Genomic DNA, 22,628 nt, shown 5'->3' with positions numbered 1-22,628 from the left:
CCACATAGGGAACCCAATCATCAAACAAGCTCCAGACATTGAGCTTTGTGTTGGTGAGCAGTCTATCCACCTGCTTGACGGCGTGCTTTCGCTCAAGGCCGCTGGCCAAAGAGAGGCCATTGCCAATGGCATGGATGGCCAATGACCCCGACTCAATAACCCCGTGGGTTGCATTGGCGAGCGACAAGACACGCTTGGCATGCATGTCCTGTCCGAATATGTCATCAATGTGGTTAAGAATTATTTCGTGGTTAAGCATGGAGGCTGTCTGCTCGCTATTAGCTGGTCAAGAACGGAGATCATACCTCAGAAGCCTTGCCATGCCTTGCTCATATGAGGGGATGGCTAAGGATAATTAGAGGTCTCACGTGTATCTTAGACGCCTTCTTATAGCGATGCCCTGGCTGCTGACAGCTGATAATATTAAGCGCTTTCATCAACTTTACCGCTACAGGTGAACCTAACACTGTAGTAGATGCGTCTCAGTCTATTCCAGAGAGGTCTCTTCAAATCGACATATTCGGCAATTGAACAGGGTGCCGTGAGGCCACAAGCCACCATACGATAATAAGTGTATAACTGATAAAAAAACAGGATCCACATGGGATCCTGTTTTATCTAGTTATATAACGTAGCGTTATTAAATATCTATTTATTGATCAGCAGACCGCTTCTCTTTCATTTTTTCCATATGCTCCATCATTTCCTGTTCGCGCTTTTGATAATTCTCGTTATATTGCTTTTTCTGCTCGGCAGTCAGCAGGTTATAGACTTTGTTTTCCGCTTTAGCACGCTGCAGCATCCGCTCAGTATGCACTTTGCTGATGGCATCAATTTCTGCTTTTACTTTGGCCTCATCAAAACTCTCGGAAGCCACCAGACTGTGCAATGCCTGGCGCTGACCTTTCGCTTCTTGGCTGAAATTTTGCTGCGATTCCTTCATGATATCGCGTACTTGTTGGCGTTGCTGCTCCGTCAAGTTCAGCCCCGCAAACAAACCTCCTTTACCATGCCCTTCTTTGCCGTGCCCTTTATGGCGCATCATTTTCGTTGGTGCGGTATCTGTAGCAGGTGCGGCGGTAGCAGCCGTAGGGGCCGTGGCATCATCAGCCGCAAAGGCCATCGTGGTGCCGCCAAAAGCCAAAGTAGAAGCGATAAATAAAGCAGTCAGTTTACGCATAATTATTTCCTTAAAATTTGCCTTTTATCTGGGGCGTTGTTTATCAACATCGCTCACCAACCATACTATTCACATTGGGTATATAAACACGTTCAAAATTCAGAAAAGCAATAGAGCAGTTGTCGTGAAATAATAATATACCGACGAATATAGAGTAACCTAATGGAGTGTAAATATATTAAAATCAAAAATCACTTTATCGGTCAATTATGGATAAATTATGAATAATGTGTGAGTTATTAGGCTGGCTTTATATAATTAGAGCCCAGTTTATGCAACTCGCCGATAAACGGCAACAGAACTATGCCAAAGAAACAGAAACATGTCAGATAAACAGAACCATGCCAGATAAACCCCATAATTTGAGCAAGCAACAAAAACGCTGCCCAAAAGTAAGCGATTTGAGACCGCTGATCGCGTTAGACACTGATAGCCAAGCTGCCAAGCAAGATGCCACCATCAACCAGCCGAGTCATGGTTCAAATCCTCTGCAACTTGAATCAACTTGGGTCTATACTTTAAATCATTCAAACTGCTTATCGTTGGCTGGCTATGACTTGTACAAATTTGAGTCTATATTGTTAATCGCTGCCCCCGCACTCCCGCTTTTTAAGGAAGGATCATGTTCGCAGACCAGGGCCCCATGCTACTCAACGTTCATTTTGGCACTAGCAGCCCCTATTGGCACCTGACGTTCGACAGTAATGCGCTAGCGTTAACCGCTGTTAAAGGTAAAACACATATCGCAGTAGCCCTTAGCGACCTGGATGCAGCGAAAATCCGCCGTCTGAGTGGGGTCACCGCCAGTCTGGATCTCACTATTCAACTTGCCGGCGAACCTATTCATCTGCACTTGGTCGGGCGGCGAATCAATAAATTCGAATGGGGGGGAACCGCTTCAGCTTATACCGATACGCAGGCGGTGGCACGAGACCTGGAACACGGTTTGTCATTTGCCGAACAAGTGGTTTCAGAAGCCAACTCCGTGATTGTGATCGTTGACCAACATGGGCGAATCCAGCGCTTTAACCGCCTGAGTGAAGAATATACCGGTTTGCAAGAACAAGATGTGGTCGGCAAAAATGTCTTCCAGTTGTTTATGAGCCCCGAAGAGGCCAAAGTGTCACGCCGTAACATTCAAGGTTTCTTTCGTAACGGCTCATCTTATGAAGTAGAACGCTTGATCAAAACCGTTAAAGGCGAACGGTTATTCCTGTTTCGTAATAAATTTGTCCACAGTGGCAGTGGGAAAAAAGAGGTTTTCCTGATTTGTTCCGGCACAGACATCACGGAAGAGCGCCGGGCCCGGGAGCATCTACGGGTGCTGGCCAATACCGATACTCTCACCGGTCTGCCAAACCGTAACGCGATTCAGGATCTCATTGCTCGGGCGGTTAACGAACGTGGTGACAGCAGCGTCGGGCTGGTCTATTTGGACCTCGACAACTTTAAAAAAGTGAATGATGCCTATGGTCACATGTTTGGTGATCGTTTACTGGTTGAAGTTTCCCACTCTATTCTCAGTTGCCTTAATCACGGGGAAGCTCTCGCCCGCTTGGGGGGAGATGAGTTTTTGGTACTGGTATCTAAAGCTGATCAGTTGCTGCTGGAAGAACTGGCCCTACGGATTATTGAACGGCTGAAAAAACCCTTCCACATTGGGCTGATCGAAGTTTATACCGGTTGTTCTATCGGCATCGCCTTGTGCCCAGAGCACGGACACGACCTGGACAGCCTGATCCGGAGTGCCGATACCGCGATGTACGTGGCTAAAGAGAGTGGTAAACGGACCTTTACTGTTTTCTCCCCCGAAATGAATCAGCGAGTAGCTGAATATATGTGGCTGGATACCAATCTACGCAAAGGGCTGGAGCAAAATCAGTTGGTGGTATATTACCAACCAAAGATCAACGCACGCAGCGGTGATGTATGCAGCGTAGAAGCCTTGGTTCGCTGGGATTCCCCCGAACGTGGCTTAATCTCACCGCTACAGTTTATCTCTTATGCGGAAGAGTCTGGGTTAATCGCCCCTTTGGGCCGCTGGGTACTGGAAACTGCGGCTAAACAAGCCGCCAAGTGGCAACAGCAAGGCCTGAATATACGCGTCGCGGTTAATCTTTCTGCCCGGCAATTAGTTGATGATAGTGTCGTTGATGACTTTGTTCGGGTACAAAAGGAAAACCAACTTTCACCCTGCACGCTGGACTTTGAGTTGACAGAAAGCAGCCTGATTGATGATGAAAACCGAGTACGCGAGGTCATCACTCAATTAAGAACGTTAGGCGCACAAGTACACCTGGATGATTTTGGTACCGGCTATTCTTCCCTGGCGCAACTTGCACGTATCCCTCTTGATGCCATTAAATTGGATCAAAGTTTTGTCCGCGGCGTCGATCTGAACCCAGTGGCGCAATCATTAATACGAGCCATTGTTGCAGCAGCAGAGGCGCTGCAGTTCAAAGTGATTGCCGAAGGCGTGGAAACCGAAAGTGAGAGCCAATTCCTCGATAGTGTTGGCGTTGATGGAAAACAGGGCTTTTTGTTTGCACGGCCAATGCCTCCTGAGCAGTTTGAGGCGTGGTTGCAATCGTATCGCCCGCAATCACCAGCACAGTGATGCGGGCGGGATTATTGCCATCATCTTTCAAGCGCCAGAAGGCGTTGTTACCACTTAGCTGTCACTTGAATAAACTTGGCTATAAAGGTTAACCAACGCGACGCAAGCTAAGTGCATGCCGATCCTGCAGGGTGACCAGCCGTTCAATATATACCCGGTCCTTCTCTTCAATGGTAAAGGTTGAGTGTACCCAATCCTCCGCAATATCCATCAGTTCGGAACGGGTCAGTTGGAGCACTCGCTGACGAGCACGCAGCATGGCACGCATACCGTTGAGTTTAGGTCGGATGGTATCAATAAAAGTTCGGGTTGCCATATAGGCATCCCCGGGTTGAAACAATTGGTCCACCAGTCCACGGCTTTCAAACCATTCGGCGGTGTGAGATTCCCCCTTCCAGATCAACTCTTCTGCCAGACGCATCCCAGCCCTACGCGTAACCAGTGAATAACCACCCATACCCGGAAACAGATTGAAGGCGATCTCTGGGAACCCCATGCGTGCGTTGTTCTGCGCCAATACAAAATGGTGTGCCAGTGCCGCTTCAAACCCTCCACCTAGCGCACTTCCTTCCACCATCGCGATAGTTACGGCTCCAGTATCAAAACCACGAGCCGCAGCATGAACGCAATCAATACAGGCCCGTGCATAAGCCATCATGGCTTCATGTTGATTGTTTTTGATCGACTCGGCAAAGAAGTTCAAATCCCCGCCGACATTAAACATATTCGGCACCAACGACCCCGTCACCCAGAAGTCGAACTGCAGTGTCGACTCTTGCGCCACCCGCGCCAACGTCATGATGTCCTCAATCAGTTTCTGGTTAAAACAGGGGCGCGGTTCAGCTCGTAATAACATCCACATAATATGCCGCTCCTCTTCATAATAAGCAGAGAGTTGTGACAGATTGCCCGCTTCAGTAAATGGGCGGCAGTTTGGATGATTAAACAATTTCATAGGACCTTCCTTTCTATCTATTGATAACAGGTAATAATCGTTTCAGCCGTTATGGCTGCAGTAGGCGCAGCAACAACTTGAAAAACACTGCGCCATAAGATGAGTAGACGCTTTCCTGCTGGTTAACTAGATAAAAATTGAAGGAATTTAGATGAAGGGAATAGTTTTGCATTGCTTAAGTTTTTGCCGCACTATTCGTCACAAGAATTGACCAACCATGCTGAAAATTAAAGTATCGCGAGTATAATCAAAGCAATGTCGTATCATTTGTTGCTAAGGACATCACTACACAATGTCTATCGGATCAACCCCTAAGCCACCACACAAAACCACAGAGAAGTCACCAAGCGCCCCCCAAATTCCCCATCGAAAAGCAGATGGTGGTCTTGCTGGATTTTTCTCTTTGCTGGAGCGTGTTAAAACCTGGCACAGCATCGCTCACCTGTTGCGTGCCACGGATCGATTTAACGATCGCATGGGTAGCCAATTCGGTGCGGCCATTACCTATTTCTCTTTTCTCTCTCTTATCCCCATCCTGATGGTCTCATTTGCTGCTGTCGGTTTTGTATTGGCCTCCAATCCCGACCTACTGGCGGAACTGATCAATAAAATCGCCAATAGCATCAGTGACCCTAGCCTTGCCAATACCTTGAAAAACACCGTGAACACAGCAATCCAGCAACGTACTACGGTGGGCCTGACAGGTTTGGCGCTGGCGCTCTATTCAGGTGTCAGTTGGATGGGTAACCTGCGTGAAGCGATCCGCGCCCAGTCATGTGACACTTGGCAACGCCGCTCACAGGATCAGGAAAAATTCTATTTCCGCTACATGCGTGACTTTGTTTCCCTTACTGGTCTGGTGGTGGCATTAATGGTGACGCTATCACTGACCTCTATCGCCGGTTCTGCCCAGGCGACTATCGTGCATTTACTGGGGCTGGATGACATTGAGTGGTTACGGCCAGCGATGACGCTCATTGCCCTGTCTATCTCAATCTTTGCCAATTACCTGTTATTTCTTTGGATCTTCTGGATGCTACCGCGCCATAAACCTGAGAAAAAAGCGCTGTTACGCGGTACGCTGATCGCCGCTATCGGTTTCGAAGTCATTAAGTTTGTAATGACGATGACGCTCCCTCAAGTGGCCAGGTCCCCTTCTGGCGCAGCCTTTGGTTCGGTCATTGGGTTGATGGCGTTCTTTTACTTCTTCGCACGCTTAACACTGTTTTGTGCCGCCTGGATTGCTACGGCGCAATACCCAAAAAATAAAACACCACCGCAGGTAAAGTGAACACCGGTGTTGGCCAAATTGATGCCAATCGCAGTGTGCTGAATGCCGTTTTAATCAGCTTGAGTGGGGGAAATAGCATAACAAACTACTTCCTCACTTTTCTTTCCCCTTTTACCAGCGTTTATTCCTAACAATGGCGAGCTTATCCAACGTTAAAACTATAGATGTGCTCTCTTTTAAGACATTGGACTTTTTAACCTGTATTGACTGAGCGACTATTATTTCTGCCGTTGAAAAGGGATTTTGCTATGACTAAGATGGCCCTTCAAACTTTAAAAATTATTTTAAGAAATAACTATGCAACCCTCCACAACCACAACTCTGGATACAGAAGAAACCGCTGTACCCGTTAACTCCCGGGGAAAAGTGCTTGTCGCCTCTCTGGTCGGTACTGCCATTGAGTTCTTCGATTTCTATATCTATGCCACAGCGGCAGTAATCGTATTTCCTCATATTTTCTTCCCACAAGGCGACCCTGCGGCTGCCACCTTGCAATCATTGGCAACCTTCGCCATCGCCTTTATTGCACGCCCCATCGGTTCTGCCCTGTTTGGCCACTTCGGTGATCGCGTCGGGCGCAAAGTCACCTTGGTTGCCTCGCTACTGACCATGGGGATTTCTACCGTATTCATCGGCCTGTTACCCACTTATGAAACCATTGGCATCTTCGCCCCGATTCTGCTGGCACTGGCCCGCTTCGGCCAAGGATTGGGTCTGGGGGGAGAATGGGGCGGGGCAGCGCTGTTAGCCACCGAGAATGCGCCACCACACAAGCGCGCACTCTATGGTTCATTCCCACAACTGGGTGCACCTATCGGCTTTTTCTTCGCTAACGGTACATTCCTGCTGCTTTCCTGGATATTGACTGACCAGCAATTTATGACCTGGGGTTGGCGAGTACCGTTTATTCTTTCTGCCGCCCTGGTCATCGTTGGCCTTTATGTACGTATGTCTCTGCATGAAACACCGGTGTTTACCAAGGCGGCCAAAGCGGGCAAACAGGTAAAAATCCCTCTCGGGACCTTGCTGACCAAACATATGAAAGTCACCATTCTCGGTACCTTCATCATGTTGGCTACCTATACCCTGTTCTATTTGATGACCGTTTATTCAATGACCTTCGGTACCACCCCCGAACCTTTAGGGCTGGGTTATTCACGCAATACCTTCCTGTGGATGCTGATGGTCGCCGTCATTGGTTTTGGCGTTATGGTGCCGATTGCCGGTCTTTTGGCTGATGCCTTTGGTCGCCGTAAAACGATGATCACCATTACACTGATGATGATCGGTTTCTCCTTCTTATTCCCAAGCATGTTAGGCTCTGGTAATCAGGTACTGGTCATGGCTTTCCTACTCCTTGGATTAAGCCTGATGGGCCTGACCTTCGGGCCTATGGGTGCATTACTACCAGAGCTGTTCCCCACCGAGGTACGCTACACCGGTGCATCATTCTCTTATAATGTCGCCTCTATTCTCGGTGCTTCGGTAGCCCCTTACATTGCCACCTGGTTGGGCAATAATTTTGGGCTGTTTTATGTGGGGATGTATTTGGCGGCGATGGCTAGCCTGACACTGATCGCACTGCTGGTACTAAAAGAAACCCGGCATAAGTCGTTGTAATATTATCTTGGCCCCTGCTGCAGGGGCCATTGATTACCCGGTTTTCGCAAACAGACAAGACTCACTTTTCATTCATAGCGGTAATGACCGAGTTACATTTGGAACAGCGCTGAAACAGCCTATTCAATGCGCTGGTTGCTGCACCTTTCTATTAGCCTCTGAGTGTTCCTTTCAAACCAGCTACCCGTCAATAAATCTGAAAAGACCTACGGTTAAAACACTCGCAATGTGAAAGGTGATGATGATATAGGTACCCCATCAACGGGTTTTCTGATCAGGCTCATAAAGCGATTAAAACGGTGTTTTATTTCTATTGACTCGATTCTGCCTTACGTTGAGACTATAGCCATAGCCTCAACCAGACTCATTGTGAAACCAGGAATTCTCATGAACAGCAAAAACCTCGCCGTTATTGGCGAATGCATGATCGAATTGTCGCAAAAAGGCGCTGACCTCAGCCGCGGATTTGGTGGTGACACGCTTAATACCGCCGTTTATATCGCTCGTCAGGTGCCACAACAAGCACTGAACGTCCACTATGTCACCGCAGTGGGTACTGATAGTTTTAGCCGGGAAATGCTACAAGCCTGGCAACAGGAGCAGGTGAAAACCGAGCTGGTACAGCAGTTGGACAATAAACTGCCTGGGCTGTATTTCATCGAAACTGACGCCAGCGGTGAACGCACCTTCTATTACTGGCGTAATGATGCTGCCGCCCGTTACTGGCTAGATAGCCCACAAGCAGAGAGCTTGTGCGCGCAATTAGCAAAATTTGATTACCTTTACCTCAGTGGTATCAGCGTCGCGATTCTTAACCCTGCCAGCAGGGAAAAACTGTTGGCCTTGTTACGCCAATGCCGCGCCAATGGCGGCAAAGTGATTTTCGATAACAACTACCGACCACGCCTGTGGCAAAGCAAGGAAGAGACTCAACAAGTTTATCGTGATGTCCTCTCTTGTACCGATATCGCTTTCCTGACGTTGGATGATGAAGATTTACTGTGGGGCCAACAACCGGTTGAGCAGGTGGTGAACCGTACCCGCGGCTTTGGTGTCAGCGAAATCGTGATTAAACGCGGGGCGGATTCTTGCCTGGTGTTCAGTGCAGAGGGTAAGGCTGATGATGTGCCAGCAGTCAAATTGCCCAAAGAGAAGGTCATTGATACTACAGCGGCAGGGGACTCCTTCAGCGCCGGTTATCTGGCAGTGCGCTTGACCGGTGGTGATGTCGTTAGTGCCGCCAAACGCGGTCACCTGACCGCTAGCACCGTGATCCAATACCGTGGGGCCATCATTCCCCTTGAAGCCATGCCACAGTAACTTTCTGTTATCTGAAAATAGATAAGGCCAGCAATGATGCTGGCCTTGTTATTTATACTGCCTCAAATGCGACAGCATAGATCATGATAGCTGAAGGTTAGCCTGCAACCGCAATACGCTTCATATCGGTCATATAGCCACGCAGTTTGCGGCCAATAGACTCGATTGGGTGATTACGCACGGCTTCGTTCACATCACGTAACTGCGCATTATCAACGGCAGTACCCGCCACTGGCTTGCCCAAATCACCCGCTTGCAGGGTAGTCATAAACTCTTTCAGCAATGGCACTGCCGCATAAGAGAATAGATAGTTACCATATTCTGCGGTATCAGAGATAACCACGTTCATTTCATACAGACGCTTACGTGCGATAGTGTTAGCAATCAGTGGCAGCTCGTGCAGTGATTCGTAGTAAGCAGACTCTTCGATAATGCCGGAATCAACCATGGTTTCGAAAGCCAGCTCAACCCCGGCCTTCACCATAGCAACCATCAACACGCCGTTATCGAAATACTCTTGTTCACTGATTTTGCCAGCAAACTGCGGCGCAGTTTCAAACGCTGTTTTACCGGTTTCTTCACGCCAGGTCAGCAGTTTGACATCGTCTGCTGCCCAGTCAGCCATCATACCGCTGGAGAATTCACCAGAGATAATGTCATCCATATGCTTTTGGAACAATGGCGCCATAATGCCCTTCAACTGCTCAGACAGCGCATAAGCACGCAGTTTTGCCGGGTTGGACAGGCGATCCATCATCAATGTGATCCCGCCTTGCTTCAACGCTTCGGTGATGGTTTCCCAACCAAACTGAATCAGTTTTTCTGCATAAGCAGGATCAGTACCTTCAGCCACCAGCTTGTCGAAGCACAGCAGTGAGCCGGCTTGCAGCATACCGCACAGAATGGTCTGCTCACCCATCAGGTCAGATTTGACCTCAGCAACGAAGGAAGACTCCAGCACCCCGGCACGGTGGCCGCCAGTCGCCGCAGCCCATGCCTTGGCAATGGCCATCCCTTCACCTTTAGGATCATTTTCCGGGTGAACAGCAATCAGGGTTGGCACACCAAAACCACGCTTGTATTCTTCACGGACTTCAGTACCTGGGCACTTAGGAGCAACCATCACTACCGTGATGTCCTTACGGATCTGCTCACCCACTTCAACCACGTTGAACCCATGGGAGTAACCCAGTGCCGCACCATTCTTCATCAATGGCTGTACCGCACGCACCACAGCAGAGTGCTGCTTGTCTGGAGTCAGGTTGATCACCAGATCGGCTTGTGGGATCAGTTCTTCATAAGTACCGACCTTGAAGCCATTCTCGCTCGCTTTACGCCATGAGGCACGTTTCTCATCGATAGCTTCTTTACGTAAGGCATAGGCGATGTCTAAACCTGAATCACGCATGTTCAGACCCTGGTTCAGACCCTGTGCGCCACACCCGACAATCACCACTTTTTTCCCTTTCAGGTAACCCGCTTCATCAGCAAATTCGTCACGGCCCATAAAACGGCACTTACCCAATTGCGCCAACTGCTGACGCAGGTTCAATGTGTTGAAATAGTTAGCCATCGTGCTACTCCGGTTAAATTTTGTCTTGTTCCCCTTGTCTTTCCCCTGGCTGTGGTAACGCCATCAGCTAAAAGGGAAATCCATAGGGTCTAGGTTTTTATCCCCGTACCGTAGTGCGGGGGCGATTGAGTTCACTGTATAACAGGAATTGCATTGCTTAAATTGATATATTACGAATGTGATATTGCAATTTATGCAAGGTTTCTGCTGCGAGTGTACTGATATGGACTTACGTGACCTAAAACTGTTCCTGCATCTTGCTGAAAGTCATCACTTTGGTCGAACTGCCAAAGCCATGCACGTCAGCCCCTCCACGCTCTCTCGCCAGATCCAGCGGTTGGAGGAATTCCTTGGGCAACCACTGTTTTTACGAGACAACCGCACCGTGCAATTGACCGATGCGGGTGAACAGCTAAAAGTTTTCGCCCAACAAACACTACTACAATATCAGCAATTAAAACATGCTATTGGGCAACATGGCCCGTCGTTAAGTGGCGAACTGCGTCTATTCTGTTCAGTCACTGCTGCTTACAGCCACCTGCCGCCGATCCTTGATCGCTTCCGCGCGAAACACCCACTGGTAGAAATTAAGTTAACCACCGGTGATGCCGCCGATGCGGTAGACAAAGTGCAATCTAATGAAGCTGATCTCGGTATCGCTGGCCGACCAGAAACGTTACCGACCAGCGTGGCGTTCACCCAAATCGGTGAGATCCCGCTGGTCCTGATTGCACCGGCACTCCCCTGTACTGTGCGTACCCAGGCTTTTGCCGAACAACCAGACTGGGCCAATATCCCCTTTATCCTGCCTGAACACGGCCCCTCACGAAAACGGATTGAACTGTGGTTCCGCCGCCAGCACATCACCAACCCATTGATCTACGCTACGGTGGGGGGGCATGAAGCGATTGTCTCCATGGTGGCATTAGGTTGCGGCATCGCCTTGATCCCTGGCGTAGTGGTCGATAACAGCCCAGAACCGGTGCGCAACCGTATTTCTCTCTTGGGGAATGTTTCGATGGTTGAACCATTCGAACTGGGGGTCTGTGTGCAGAAAAAACGCCTTAACGAACCACTGATTGAGGCGTTTTGGCATTTACTGTGAAGGGTGATGGGGAGCTATAAGTCTTCTGGCGAGATCTGTTTCATCGCCTCCACCTGCATCAACCACTGGTAAAGCGGCTCCAATTGCTGGAAACCTTGCGCCAAGAGGGAAACCAATTCAGCGCTGAACAGTTTCTCTACTTGAACGTCGGTGACCATGACCGCAAAGGATTTACGGTTATACCAGGTGGCAATATCTGCCGCCTGATCTTTGACCAGTGGGCGTTTGTAGCTTTCCCCCACCAGCTCAAACGGCGCTCGGCAACACTCAGCTGCGCCTAAAAACTGCTGTGGCCGGCGTTGTAGCGTATGGCGAAACAGATCCATCGTCGGTTTGTTGGCACAATAATAACCCAACCCATAGCGCAGCATATCTGGACCCAACTCGAAGAAATAGGCGGGAGCATCCTTCCAGTCCTTGCTGGCACGCTTGAACGTTAACCACAGACGGCTACGGTAACGGGATTTATCATGGGAAAAACGCGTGTCACGGTGGATGCGCGACAGCGTTTTGCCAATGGCTGGGCGCGTTTCAAACTGTGGGTCAATCATCAACATCGTCGGCGCAAGGGCAGCCACCAGCTGACGAAACGGCATTAATAACTCCTGGTCATAGACATCTCGATGAGCGTCAAACCACGCTTTATCATTCTCGATTCGCACCTGTTGCAGAAAATTCAGCCCTTGCTGGCTAAAGCCGGTGAATTCACTGGTCATATTGCTGTCCTTGCTTTAGATGTTATCCCTGCAGAAAGAAACTGAATGCCGGGTTATTGGTTTCATTGTGGCAATCGTAACCCAAGGCGGTCAGATGTTGTTCAAACTCCGGCTCGTTTTGGGAAAGCTCAAAACCTGCCAGTACGCGGCCAAAGTCAGTACCGTGGCTACGATAGTGGAACAGGGAAATATTCCAGTAAGTCCCCAAGGTTTGCAAAAACTTAAGCAGTGCCCCTGGCGATTCCGGGAATTCGAAACTGTACAACCGCTCATGCAACGGTTTTGTCGGGCGGCCGCCCACCATATAGCGTACATGCAGTTTCGCCATCTCATCATCAGACAGGTCCACCACCTGATAACCCCCATGGTTTAACAGATCAATGATCTCCTGGCGCTCAACACGCCCTCGGGTCAATCGGACCCCGACAAAGATACAGGCGTTGCGAGCATCCGCGTAACGGTAGTTAAACTCGGTTACTGAGCGACCGCCCAATAACTGACAAAACTTCAGAAAGCTCCCTTTCTGCTCGGGGATGGTCACGGCCAACAGAGCTTCACGCTGTTCACCTAATTCGCAACGTTCAGAGACATAACGCAGGCCGTGGAAATTCACATTGGCACCAGAAAGAACATGCGCCAGCCGTTCACCCTGAATATGGTGCTGCTGCACATACTTCTTCAACCCCGCCAACGCCAAAGCTCCCGAGGGCTCAGCAACCGCTCGCACATCTTCGAACAGATCTTTCACCGCAGCACAGATAGCGTCACTATCAACGGTGATCACATCATCGAGATACTCACGGCACAAACGGAAGGGTTCATCACCTATACGTTTTACAGCGACCCCTTCGGCAAACAGGCCAACACGCGCCAGATCAACCGGGTGACCCGCATCCAATGCAGCACGCAAACAGGCAGAATCTTCTGCCTCCACGCCAATCACTTTGATTTGTGGCATCAACTGTTTGATCAGTACTGCCACCCCAGCGGCCAAGCCGCCGCCACCAACCGGTACGAAAACCCGATCCAGATGGGCATCCTGCTGCAACAACTCCATGGCCAGCGTACCCTGCCCGGCAATCACCGCCGGATGATCAAAGGGGGGGACAAAAGTCATACCCTGTTGCTCGGCAAGTTCAATCGCCTTGGTTTTGGCTTCATCAAAATTGGCGCCATGCAACAGCACTTCACCACCGAAACCACGCACCGCATCAACTTTGATATCAGCGGTGGCGACTGGCATCACAATAAGGGTACGGATCCCCAGACGGTTACCGGAAAACGCCACCCCTTGCGCATGATTACCCGCAGAAGCCGTGATAACACCACGGGCTCTTTGCTCATCATTCAGGCTGGCAATCATCGCATAGGCCCCACGCAACTTGAAGCTATGCACTGGCTGGCGGTCCTCACGCTTGACCAGAATGGTATTACCAAGGCGTAAAGAGATTTTGTCCATTGGCTCTAACGGGGTAACCTGCGCCACCTCGTAAACGGGCGAGCGGAGAACCGCTCGCAAATATTCCGCGCCACAAGGAGCTTCGGGTAAGGGTTGAGACACCGCCATCGTCATTAGCCTCCTAGCTTGCTTTTATCACGGACCGCACCTTTATCAGCGCTGGTCGCTAACGACGCATAAGCACGTAACGCATAGGACACCTGACGCTCACGGGCTTTCGGTGTCCAGGCTGCGTCACCACGAGCCAGTTCCGCCTGACGACGTGCCGCCAGGACACTCTCTGGGACATCCAGCACCATACTGCGTTGCGGAATATCAATGTCGATCATGTCGCCCTCTTCGATCAACGCAATCAAGCCGCCATTGGCCGCTTCTGGAGAAACGTGACCAATTGATAAACCGGATGTACCACCGGAGAAGCGACCATCGGTGATCAACGCACAGGCTTTACCTAACCCCATGGACTTCAGATAGGTTGTCGGGTAGAGCATTTCTTGCATGCCCGGCCCGCCTTTTGGCCCTTCGTAGCGAATAACCACCACATCACCGGCCACCACTTTGCCCCCCAGGATAGCCTCAACGGCACAGTCCTGGCTCTCATACACTTTTGCCGGCCCACGGAATATCAGGTTGTCGTTATCCACACCCGCGGTTTTGACGATACTGCCATCTTCTGCCATATTGCCGAATAACACCGCCAGTCCACCTTCCAGGCTGAACGCATTCTCCAGCGAGCGGATGCAACCCTCAACACGATCATCATCCAAGGTATCCCAACGGCAATCCTGCGAAAATGCCTGAGTAGTACGAATACCTGCCGGCCCGGCGCGGAACATCTTTTTCACGGCATCATCTTTGGTCAGCACGATGTCGTATTTTTCCAATGCTTCAGGCAGCTTCAACCCCAGGACGTTGTTGACATCACGGTTTAGCAAACCGGCACGATCCAACTCCCCCAGAATCGCCAATACACCACCAGCGCGGTGCACATCTTCCATATGGTATTTTTGCGTACTGGGTGCCACTTTGCACAAGTGCGGTACCTTGCGGGAAAGTCGGTCTATATCCGCCATGGTGAAATCAATCTCACCTTCCTGCGCCGCTGCCAGCAAGTGCAGAACGGTGTTGGTGGAGCCACCCATGGCAATATCCAACGTCATGGCGTTTTCGAATGCCGCCTTGTTGGCGATACTGCGTGGCAGTACGTTGGCATCATCTTGCTCGTAGTAACGTTTGCATAAATCAACGATGCGCCGCCCCGCATTCAGGAACAGCTCTTTACGATCAGCGTGAGTCGCCAGCAGCGACCCATTACCCGGCAGTGATAAGCCAAGCGCTTCTGTCAGGCAGTTCATTGAGTTAGCGGTAAACATGCCCGAACAGGAACCACAAGTTGGGCAAGCAGAACGTTCGATTTGTTCACTGTCAGCATCGCTGACATTCGGGTTAGCCCCCTGGATCATCGCATCGATCAGGTCCAGCTTAATGATTTGGTCTGAAAGTTTGGTTTTCCCGGCTTCCATTGGGCCACCTGAAACAAAGACTACCGGAATATTGAGGCGCAGTGAGGCCATCAGCATTCCTGGGGTGATCTTGTCACAGTTAGAGATACACACCATGGCATCAGCGCAATGAGCATTCACCATATATTCCACGGAATCAGCAATCAGCTCGCGGGACGGCAGAGAGTAAAGCATGCCACCATGGCCCATAGCGATACCATCATCCACGGCGATGGTATTGAATTCCTTGGCTACCCCACCAGAAGCTTCTATCTGTTCCGCGACCAATTTGCCCAGATCACGCAAGTGCACATGGCCTGGAACAAACTGGGTAAAGGAGTTGACCACCGCAATAATCGGTTTACCGAAATCAGCGTCGGTCATCCCCGTGGCGCGCCACAAAGCGCGAGCTCCCGCCATGTTGCGGCCGTGGGTGGTGGTGGCAGAACGGTACTTAGGCATGTTTTCTTTACTCCAAATATATTATTTATATCCCCAAGTGACGTCGAAAGGGCGACAAGCCGTCACTGACATCAACTTGGGTATAACCCCGGCATCTTGACGATGCGGCGGACAGTTTGTTATTGATTCACCGGATCCAACCAGCCGTATTTATCGTCGGTCTTGCCGGTAAACAGGCCAAAGAATGCCTGCTGGATCTGTTTGGTGATAGGGCCACACTTGCCGATCCCTACCTGAATGCCATCCACACTACGTACCGGGGTAATTTCTGCCGCAGTACCGGACATAAACACTTCGTCGGCCAAATATAACGACTCGCGGGAAAGCACCTGTTCACGGACTTCAAGGCCCATATCTTGCGCCAGTTTAATGATCGCATCACGGGTGATACCCGGTAGAGCGGAAGAGGTAAACGGCGGGGTAAACAGGACACCGTCTTTTACTTCAAACAGGTTCTCCCCCGCCCCTTCAGAGATATAGCCATGAACATCGAGTGCAATGCCTTCCTGATAACCATGGCGGCGTGCTTCACTGCCCACCAGCAAGGAGGAAAGATAGTTGCCACCGGCTTTAGCAGCGGTAGGTAGCGTATTGGGTGCCACACGGTTCCAGGAAGAGACCATCGCATTAATACCTTGGTCCAATGCATCCTCCCCCAGATAAGCCCCCCAAGGGAATGCAGCAATAATCACGTCAGTTTTATAGCCATCTGGCGGATTGACCCCCATCCCCACATCACCAATAAACACCAGCGGACGAATATAAGCACTCACCAGATTGTTTTTACGCAGTGTTGCTCGGCAGGCTTCCATCAGTTCATCGACAGTTTGCGCCACTGGCATACGATAAATTTTTGCCGAATCATGCAGGCGTTGCATATGTTCACGATGGCGGAAGACAACTGGGCCCAGATAGGAATCATAGCAGCGTACACCTTCAAACACCGAGGTCCCATAATGCAACGCATGTGACATTACGTGTACCTTGGCATCCGCCCAGGGAACCATATCGCCATTGAACCAAATGTAATCGGCTTTCTTGGTCATGTTCTATTCCTTCTTGCGCCATCAGGCACGTATCTGTTGTGCGGTTTGCTGCTGGATCTCAACACTGGAGATATCCATCAACTTACTTAACTGGGATGACAGTAAATCTACAGGACGTTGGCTGGCAACTGTCAATTCAATATTAATTTCGTCGCCGTTAATTTCTGTTGCCATATTCATCGCGCAGACCTGGAAACCACGATGACGTACAACGCGCAGTACCCGCTCTAATGTTTCAGGGCGGAAGCGGGCCTGGATCGAGAGTTGATGCTGCATCATGATACTTTCTCCAACATGGTTTCGTTACCTGCACCTGGCGGGACCAATGGCCAGACGTTCTCAAGTTCATCAATGGAAACCTGCAACAGATAAGGCCCTTGGCTGTTAAATAAAGCGTCAAGTGCATCTGCAACCTGATCTTTGCGGGTAATGCGTTGGCCAGGGATATCGAATGCGCTGGCCAGAATCAGAAAATCGGGGTTATCGGAAAGGTTGGTTTCGCTGTAACGTCCATCAAAAAACAGTTGTTGCCACTGGCGAACCATCCCTAAACGCTGGTTATCCAGTAACACAATCTTCAACGGCAACTGTTTCCGTTTTATCGTCCCCAGCTCTTGCACATTCATCATAAAAGAACCATCTCCAGAGACACAGATCACCGTATCTTCCGGACGCGCCATCTGGGCACCCACCGCCGCAGGAATACCAAAGCCCATGGTCCCCAGACCACTGGAAGTAATGAAATTCTCTGGCCGCGTGAAGCTCATGTGCTGTGCTGCCCACATCTGGTGCTGACCCACATCGGTTGTGACGACGGCGTTAGCAGGCATACGTTCAGACAATTGTTTAAGTAACAGCGGGGCGTAGATGGGTTGGCCGGGGTGATCATAGCGCCAAGGATGGGTTTCTTTCAGTTCCGCTATTCGTTGCAGCCAAGGGGAGATATTCAACGGTTGCTGCAATACCGGCAGCAATTTTTTCAAATCCCCTTGTAGAGCAACATGCGCCTGACGTAGTTTGCTCATCTCCGCAGGGTCAATATCCATATGGATCACCTTGGCCTCGGGCGCGAAAGTATTCAGCTTGCCGGTCACCCGATCATCAAAACGAGCGCCAACTGCAATCAACAAATCGCACTCCTGGACAGCAAAGTTGCCGGCTTTGGTCCCGTGCATACCCAACATGCCAAGGTAGTATGGAGAATTGGCATCTGCAGCCCCCAAGCCTTTCAAGGTCACCACGGTTGGGATTTGTGTAATAGCAGAGAACTCGCGCAGTTCCGCTACTGCCTGTGCTATGCCGACTCCGCCCCCCACATACAGCATCGGCTTTTTCGCTTGTGTCAGCAATTGTGCCGCAGCAGCCAGTTCAGCGGTGGGCTGCGCCAGTGTATCTTCCACCGGGCTCAAATGAGGCGGTAAATCACCTTGTGCTAATTGGATATCTTTGGGGATATCGATCAACACCGGGCCAGGACGGCCACTGGTAGCAATGGCAAAAGCTTCCGTCATAATACCTGGCAGGGCTTCCAGCGACTCCACTAGAAAACTGTGCTTGGTACAAGCCAAAGAGAGACCCAGAACATCGACTTCCTGAAACGCGTCGGTACCAATAAACGCAGAACCTACCTGTCCCGTGATGGCGACCACCGGTACTGAATCAAGCAGCGCATCGGCCAAACCGGTGATCAGGTTAGTGGCCCCAGGGCCGGAAGTCGCAATACAGACCCCCACTTTACCGCTGGAGCGGGCGTAACCAATCGCCGCAATCACTGCCCCCTGTTCATGACGGCATAGCAAGTGTTCGACTCCACCATCATATAGCGCATCGTACACCGGCATGATAGCCCCACCCGGATAGCCGAATACCGTATCCACACCTTGAGCTCGCAATGCTTGAACTACCCACTGGGCACCATTCATGGCTGTTTCCTCACATTGCTGTGGGAAGTGCAGTTTATTCTGTGACTCATCCTCTGCTCCTTATGTCCTTTTCTTTCGGCATAAAAAAACCCCCGAACTTTTGGGTACGGGGGTTATCTTGCGATTCCGGCTTGTTTGCTAAGCCTTTCTTCGTCCAAGTGCCGCCCCGCACGGTGGGATAATAATCACCACCACACTAATCACGACTAGGCTAATCACTTGGGCTAGGGCTTTCATAATCGAGTTGTTCACTGTATTCATCTTGAACCAATGTATACAGAGTTATCACAGTCACGAGTGAAATGGCAACTTTTTTTTGCGCTATTATTCGACTCAAACTAAAAACACCGGATAAAAACTGCCATAAATTCAATCAATAAAGCGGGATACTGGCCTGCTATTCCTGCCCCCGAAAATACCTGGCAATAGTGAAAACTCAACAGTGCCGAACCCTAAACCCGCTAGCGACTGACCTCACATGCGAACTGCTTAGAAAAAACCTAGCAGCTCACAGCAATAAATCAATTTTGATTTCCTGTTACTTCGCAAGTTAATCACACGCCAACAGCAAGCTCCTGAGACATCGCGCATGATATTGCCATCAGCAAGGAGAATAATATGTCACTGGCAGTCATTTATACCCGCGCCATAATCGGTGTGCAGGCGCCCTCAGTCATGGTAGAAGTTCATATCAGCAATGGCTTGCCTGGCCTCACGTTGGTTGGCCTACCGGAAACAACAGTCAAAGAGGCCCGTGATCGAGTACGCAGTGCATTAATCAATAATGGGTTCACCTTCCCCGCTAAGCGCATCACCATCAACCTGGCCCCGGCTGACCTCCCCAAAGAAGGGGGGCGTTATGACTTGCCTATTGCATTAGGTATTCTCGCCGCGTCACAACAGCTCCCCAAAGATAAGCTGGCCGATTACGAGTTCCTCGGCGAATTAGCGCTTACCGGTGCATTACGCGCCGTCTACGGGGCCATTCCCGCCGCAATTGCGGCAACTGAGGCCAAACGCGAACTGATTTTGGCCACCGCTAACGGTAAAGAGACCGGGCTCCTGCCAAACAGCCAAACCCGCGTAGCGGAACATTTACTGGATGTCTGTGCATTCTTGCAGGGCAAAAAAGAACTCGCATTCGCTGTTGCGCAGCCTACTAGCCCAATCTCCACTGAAGGTGCAGACCTGCAGGAGGTTATCGGCCAGGAACAAGCTAAACGAGCACTGGAAATCGCGGCAGCGGGTGGCCATAACCTATTGCTGCTCGGCCCACCAGGTACCGGCAAGACCATGCTGGCTAGCCGTCTTAATGGACTATTACCCCCATTAAGCGACCAGGAGGCACTGGAAAGCGTCGCCATTGCCAGTTTATTGCATAACCCAGATGAAACCTTACCCTGGCACCAACGGCCATTTCGTGCCCCACACCACAGCGCATCAATGGCCGCATTGGTTGGTGGCGGAACGTTACCACGCCCCGGAGAGATATCGCTGGCCCATAATGGCGTGCTGTTTCTTGATGAGTTACCGGAATTCGAACGTCGGGTACTGGATGCATTGCGTGAACCCCTGGAATCCGGTGAAATTATAATTTCACGTGCTGCGGCCAAAGTGCGGTTCCCTGCCAGGGTACAATTGATTGCCGCAATGAACCCCAGCCCAACCGGGCACTACCAAGGCGTTCATAACCGCACACCACCACAACAGATCTTACGTTACCTCGGGCGGCTCTCAGGCCCCTTTCTTGATCGATTTGATTTATCCATTGAAGTACCACTATTACCGCCAGGTATGCTCGGTAAGCAGCGCCATGCTGGGGAAAGCAGCCTGCAGGTCCGGCAGCGAGTATTACAAGCACGCGAGCGCCAACTGGAGCGTGCAGGGAAAGTAAACGCGTTATTGAATAATCGTGAAATAGACCGCGATTGTCATTTACTCACCGCAGATGCGGAGTTTTTGGAAAAAACGCTAAATAAACTGGGATTATCAGTTCGTGCCTGGCATCGAATATTGAAAGTGGCTCGCACGCTGGCAGATTTGGCAGGGGAAAAAGATATCGATAAACGCCACCTCAGTGAAGCGCTGAGCTACCGCAGAATGGATCGCCTGTTGCTACAATTGCACCGTAGCCTGGCGTAAAAATGGGGCCGAGGGCCCCATGATGATTAATCGTCGCTTTCAGTGTAGTCTTCTACCGCATCAGCCTGTGGTTTGCCACCAGACAGGGTATGGAATTTTTTCGGGCGACGAATACGCGCCAGATATTTCGACCATACTTTTTCTTGTTCCGTCACCGGTTCACGCTCGCCAAGACACACAGCAACGAACTGCTGTTCCTCTTCGGTCGCTGGCTGGCGTTTACCAGAATCCAACTCATTGAACGCATACCCAAAGCGCTCTAGCAATTGCGCTTCTTTAATGGTGAAATCGCCGTGACGGGAAAACCCGCGAGGATAGTGTTTATTATCAAAAAAACGATTGTTCGTGATGAAGCTATCCGCCATCTGACACGCTCCTAATTCTCTTATAGCCTTGCTACTTATGGCGCGGAGTATTAGATAGGCTTGAGACTGTGTAAAACAAAACATTTAAATCTTAACGACAAAAAAAATTGGAGATGGGTGTGGATACCGAATTACTGAAAACCTTTCTGGAGGTCAGTAGAACGCGTCACTTTGGCCGAGCAGCGGAATCCCTATACTTAACGCAATCTGCGGTAAGCTTTCGTATCCGCCAGCTTGAAAATCAATTAGGTACGAATTTATTTACCCGACACCGTAATAACATCCGTCTGACGCCCGCCGGGGAACGATTGTTACCCTACGCAGAAGACCTGATGAACACCTGGCAACTGGCAAAAAAAGAGGTCGTTAGATCGCTACAGCACACTGAACTGTCGATAGGTGCGACAGCAGCGCTCTGGGAGGCCTGCTTGACCCCTTGGTTACAATCACTCTACCAGCAGCGTGAAGCCCTACAGCTTGAAGCCAGGATAGCGTTACGCGACTCACTGGTAAAACAACTCCATGAAAGGCAACTCGACTTACTGATCACCACCGAACCGCCAAAAATGGATGAGTTGACAAGCCAGTTAATGGGGAACTTCTCGTTACGTCTATTTTCATCGGCATTACACAACAAGCAAACCCCGATGCCCTACATCAAGCTGGAATGGGGAGCCGATTTTCACCAGCAACAAAGTCACATGCTGGAGGGCGATAATATGCCGGTACTTACCACCACGTCAGCACACTTGGCTTACCAATTACTGCAGACCACAGGGGGATGCGCTTTCCTTCCCAGTCAGTGGGAACAAGAGTACCCACAATTGATCGCGATTGCCAAGGTCCCACCGGTTATTCGTCCGTTGTACGCCGTCTGGCTGCAAAACAGTGATCAGCGGCCATTAATCTCTCAGCTACTGGAAATACCCTTAAACAGTGCCAGCGATACCCAAGCTCATTCAAATGCTGAGTAGTGCAAAATGGCGTCTGAATCGATCACAGTTTGGCATTCGAATCGATCATGATTTGGCATGCATCTCCGATCGCGATTTGGCATCACAATCGATCACGGTTTGGCACGCATCTCCGATCATGGTTTGGCATCCTGCCGATCACTCCGGGAATTAACTCTTTCTTACACGGTCTCCATGGCTGATTTTTACGCCAATGGAGACATCGATGTCTAAAAAGAGAAAAGCCAGGAGTTCTATGGAAACCTGTTTTAAGATCCTTCAGCTCAAGTTCGACCAGAAGCTGACCAACCGTTGCATCGGGCTGACGATGAAAGTCAGTTCATCAACGGTTTTTGAGGTCCTTGCCCGCTTTAAAGCCACGTCTCTGCCATGGCCTCTC

Annotated in this window: 18 protein-coding genes and 1 pseudogene; 7 read left to right on the top strand and 12 right to left on the bottom strand. The window is 50.3% G+C overall.

Going from position 1 to position 22,628, the window contains the following annotated elements:
• Both IO95_RS14990 and spy read right to left on the bottom strand, forming a co-directional pair.
• Positions 1-259, bottom strand: a pseudogene (locus tag IO95_RS14990) (IS4 family transposase); the annotation flags it as partial.
• Positions 260-652: 393 nt separating this feature from the next.
• Positions 653-1,180 (bottom strand): ATP-independent periplasmic protein-refolding chaperone Spy, encoded by a 528-nt coding sequence (spy, locus tag IO95_RS14985; protein WP_023489235.1) that lies wholly within the window; start codon positions 1,178-1,180, stop codon positions 653-655.
• Positions 1,181-1,802: 622 nt separating this feature from the next.
• Here spy and pdeR point away from each other — a divergent pair.
• Positions 1,803-3,797, top strand: a complete 1,995-nt coding sequence (gene pdeR / locus IO95_RS14980) for a cyclic di-GMP phosphodiesterase (protein WP_023489236.1) — start codon at positions 1,803-1,805, stop codon at positions 3,795-3,797.
• Positions 3,798-3,885: 88 nt separating this feature from the next.
• Here pdeR and IO95_RS14975 read toward each other — a convergent pair whose 3' ends face one another.
• Positions 3,886-4,752, bottom strand: coding sequence for a crotonase/enoyl-CoA hydratase family protein (locus IO95_RS14975; RefSeq protein ID WP_023489237.1), 867 nt, complete (start codon positions 4,750-4,752; stop codon positions 3,886-3,888).
• A gap of 292 nt (positions 4,753-5,044) precedes the next feature.
• Between IO95_RS14975 and yhjD the strand changes: the two genes are divergently transcribed.
• The 3 genes from yhjD (at position 5,045) to IO95_RS14960 (ending at position 8,983) form a co-directional block, all read left to right on the top strand.
• Complete coding sequence (gene yhjD, locus IO95_RS14970) at positions 5,045-6,043, top strand: inner membrane protein YhjD (RefSeq protein WP_023489238.1); 999 nt, start codon at positions 5,045-5,047, stop codon at positions 6,041-6,043.
• Positions 6,044-6,340: 297 nt separating this feature from the next.
• Entirely contained in the window at positions 6,341-7,663 is a 1,323-nt protein-coding gene (locus IO95_RS14965; RefSeq protein WP_023489239.1) for an MFS transporter, read from the top strand.
• 387 nt (positions 7,664-8,050) lie between these two features.
• Positions 8,051-8,983: a sugar kinase gene (locus IO95_RS14960; protein WP_023489240.1), complete on the top strand. Its 933-nt coding sequence runs from the start codon at positions 8,051-8,053 to the stop codon at positions 8,981-8,983.
• Between the two features lie 97 nt (positions 8,984-9,080).
• Here IO95_RS14960 and ilvC read toward each other — a convergent pair whose 3' ends face one another.
• Positions 9,081-10,556 (bottom strand): ketol-acid reductoisomerase, encoded by a 1,476-nt coding sequence (gene ilvC, locus IO95_RS14955; protein WP_023489241.1) that lies wholly within the window; start codon positions 10,554-10,556, stop codon positions 9,081-9,083.
• Between the two features lie 223 nt (positions 10,557-10,779).
• On the opposite strand from ilvC, the gene ilvY reads away from it, so the two are divergent.
• Positions 10,780-11,661 (top strand): HTH-type transcriptional activator IlvY, encoded by an 882-nt coding sequence (ilvY, locus tag IO95_RS14950; RefSeq protein ID WP_023489242.1) that lies wholly within the window; start codon positions 10,780-10,782, stop codon positions 11,659-11,661.
• 14 nt (positions 11,662-11,675) lie between these two features.
• On the opposite strand, the gene IO95_RS14945 is transcribed toward ilvY, so the two are convergent.
• From IO95_RS14945 to ilvL, 7 genes are all read right to left on the bottom strand, one after another.
• Positions 11,676-12,377, bottom strand: coding sequence for a DUF2461 domain-containing protein (locus IO95_RS14945; RefSeq protein WP_023489243.1), 702 nt, complete (start codon positions 12,375-12,377; stop codon positions 11,676-11,678).
• A gap of 22 nt (positions 12,378-12,399) precedes the next feature.
• Positions 12,400-13,944 (bottom strand): threonine ammonia-lyase, biosynthetic, encoded by a 1,545-nt coding sequence (gene ilvA, locus IO95_RS14940; protein WP_023489244.1) that lies wholly within the window; start codon positions 13,942-13,944, stop codon positions 12,400-12,402.
• A 5-nt stretch (positions 13,945-13,949) separates the two neighbouring features.
• Complete coding sequence (ilvD, locus tag IO95_RS14935; RefSeq protein ID WP_023489245.1) at positions 13,950-15,800, bottom strand: dihydroxy-acid dehydratase; 1,851 nt, start codon at positions 15,798-15,800, stop codon at positions 13,950-13,952.
• Between the two features lie 119 nt (positions 15,801-15,919).
• Positions 15,920-16,846: a branched-chain amino acid transaminase gene (locus IO95_RS14930; RefSeq protein ID WP_023489246.1), complete on the bottom strand. Its 927-nt coding sequence runs from the start codon at positions 16,844-16,846 to the stop codon at positions 15,920-15,922.
• Positions 16,847-16,867: 21 nt separating this feature from the next.
• Positions 16,868-17,125, bottom strand: a complete 258-nt coding sequence (gene ilvM, locus IO95_RS14925) for an acetolactate synthase 2 small subunit (protein WP_023489247.1) — start codon at positions 17,123-17,125, stop codon at positions 16,868-16,870.
• Positions 17,122-18,768, bottom strand: coding sequence for an acetolactate synthase 2 catalytic subunit (ilvG, locus tag IO95_RS14920; protein ID WP_023489248.1), 1,647 nt, complete (start codon positions 18,766-18,768; stop codon positions 17,122-17,124). The genes ilvM and ilvG overlap by 4 nt, the downstream gene beginning before the upstream one ends.
• A 138-nt stretch (positions 18,769-18,906) precedes the next feature.
• Positions 18,907-19,005, bottom strand: coding sequence for an ilv operon leader peptide (gene ilvL, locus IO95_RS24240; RefSeq protein WP_071681478.1), 99 nt, complete (start codon positions 19,003-19,005; stop codon positions 18,907-18,909).
• Between the two features lie 381 nt (positions 19,006-19,386).
• On the opposite strand from ilvL, the gene IO95_RS14915 reads away from it, so the two are divergent.
• Positions 19,387-20,910, top strand: a complete 1,524-nt coding sequence (locus IO95_RS14915; protein ID WP_023489249.1) for a YifB family Mg chelatase-like AAA ATPase — start codon at positions 19,387-19,389, stop codon at positions 20,908-20,910.
• A 26-nt stretch (positions 20,911-20,936) separates the two neighbouring features.
• Here IO95_RS14915 and IO95_RS14910 read toward each other — a convergent pair whose 3' ends face one another.
• A complete protein-coding gene (locus IO95_RS14910; protein WP_023489250.1) occupies positions 20,937-21,275 on the bottom strand; it encodes a DUF413 domain-containing protein in 339 nt (112 codons plus the stop codon).
• 119 nt (positions 21,276-21,394) lie between these two features.
• Here IO95_RS14910 and hdfR point away from each other — a divergent pair, with 119 nt between their 5' ends.
• Positions 21,395-22,249, top strand: a complete 855-nt coding sequence (gene hdfR / locus IO95_RS14905; protein ID WP_023489251.1) for an HTH-type transcriptional regulator HdfR — start codon at positions 21,395-21,397, stop codon at positions 22,247-22,249.
• Positions 22,250-22,628 lie beyond the last annotated feature (379 nt).

Source organism: Serratia sp. DD3 (genome assembly GCF_000496755.2).
This window is presented reverse-complemented; position numbering and strand designations above follow the sequence as displayed.

What these genes read in the sequence shown, in the direction of transcription:
- spy (WP_023489235.1), bottom strand. Translation starts at nt 1,180, where the DNA reads ATGCGTAAACTGACTGCTTTATTTATCGCTTCTACTTTGGCTTTTGGC.
- pdeR (WP_023489236.1), top strand. Translation starts at nt 1,803, where the DNA reads ATGTTCGCAGACCAGGGCCCCATGCTACTCAACGTTCATTTTGGCACT.
- IO95_RS14975 (WP_023489237.1), bottom strand. Translation starts at nt 4,752, where the DNA reads ATGAAATTGTTTAATCATCCAAACTGCCGCCCATTTACTGAAGCGGGC.
- yhjD (WP_023489238.1), top strand. Translation starts at nt 5,045, where the DNA reads ATGTCTATCGGATCAACCCCTAAGCCACCACACAAAACCACAGAGAAG.
- IO95_RS14965 (WP_023489239.1), top strand. Translation starts at nt 6,341, where the DNA reads ATGCAACCCTCCACAACCACAACTCTGGATACAGAAGAAACCGCTGTA.
- IO95_RS14960 (WP_023489240.1), top strand. Translation starts at nt 8,051, where the DNA reads ATGAACAGCAAAAACCTCGCCGTTATTGGCGAATGCATGATCGAATTG.
- ilvC (WP_023489241.1), bottom strand. Translation starts at nt 10,556, where the DNA reads ATGGCTAACTATTTCAACACATTGAACCTGCGTCAGCAGTTGGCGCAA.
- ilvY (WP_023489242.1), top strand. Translation starts at nt 10,780, where the DNA reads ATGGACTTACGTGACCTAAAACTGTTCCTGCATCTTGCTGAAAGTCAT.
- IO95_RS14945 (WP_023489243.1), bottom strand. Translation starts at nt 12,377, where the DNA reads ATGACCAGTGAATTCACCGGCTTTAGCCAGCAAGGGCTGAATTTTCTG.
- ilvA (WP_023489244.1), bottom strand. Translation starts at nt 13,944, where the DNA reads ATGGCGGTGTCTCAACCCTTACCCGAAGCTCCTTGTGGCGCGGAATAT.
- ilvD (WP_023489245.1), bottom strand. Translation starts at nt 15,800, where the DNA reads ATGCCTAAGTACCGTTCTGCCACCACCACCCACGGCCGCAACATGGCG.
- IO95_RS14930 (WP_023489246.1), bottom strand. Translation starts at nt 16,846, where the DNA reads ATGACCAAGAAAGCCGATTACATTTGGTTCAATGGCGATATGGTTCCC.
- ilvM (WP_023489247.1), bottom strand. Translation starts at nt 17,125, where the DNA reads ATGATGCAGCATCAACTCTCGATCCAGGCCCGCTTCCGCCCTGAAACA.
- ilvG (WP_023489248.1), bottom strand. Translation starts at nt 18,768, where the DNA reads ATGAATGGTGCCCAGTGGGTAGTTCAAGCATTGCGAGCTCAAGGTGTG.
- ilvL (WP_071681478.1), bottom strand. Translation starts at nt 19,005, where the DNA reads ATGAAAGCCCTAGCCCAAGTGATTAGCCTAGTCGTGATTAGTGTGGTG.
- IO95_RS14915 (WP_023489249.1), top strand. Translation starts at nt 19,387, where the DNA reads ATGTCACTGGCAGTCATTTATACCCGCGCCATAATCGGTGTGCAGGCG.
- IO95_RS14910 (WP_023489250.1), bottom strand. Translation starts at nt 21,275, where the DNA reads ATGGCGGATAGCTTCATCACGAACAATCGTTTTTTTGATAATAAACAC.